The sequence below is a fragment of the Stenotrophomonas sp. 3diitr2024 genome (assembly GCF_042136455.1).
GTDB classification, from domain to species: Bacteria; Pseudomonadota; Gammaproteobacteria; order Xanthomonadales; family Xanthomonadaceae; genus Stenotrophomonas; species Stenotrophomonas sepilia.
The window spans coordinates 1-329 of record NZ_JBHHMJ010000742.1; the positions used below are offsets into that span (position 1 = coordinate 1).

At 66.0% G+C, this 329-nt stretch carries 1 protein-coding gene; it reads right to left on the reverse strand.

Annotated features, from left to right (window positions below; all coding sequences use genetic code 11):
• The coding region (locus tag ABGA94_RS19600) for an alanine:cation symporter family protein (protein ID WP_375367962.1) at window positions 1-329 on the reverse strand (329 nt) is incomplete at both ends.

Genomic DNA, 329 nt, shown 5'->3' on the forward strand with positions numbered 1-329 from the left:
TTGATGATGCTGTCGGCGATGGCGTTGGCCTGCACGCCCGGCATCAGGAAGCCTGCGGCGATGATCGTGGCGATGGCGAAGGCCAGCGCATACCACTTCAGGCCCATGGCCTTTTCGACCAGGTCCTGCACCCAGTTGCGCGCCTCACCGACGAGCACCAGGGTGGAGGCGGCCATGCAGCGCTGGCCCGCGGCACCAAAGGCGGCACCGACCATCGCGTTGAAGCGGCCATCGGTGTACTCACGCTCGGCCTTGAAACGATCATCCATCTGCTGCACGTTCACCGCATCGGTCGGGCGTACGCCGGCCGCGACATTGCTGACGACGCG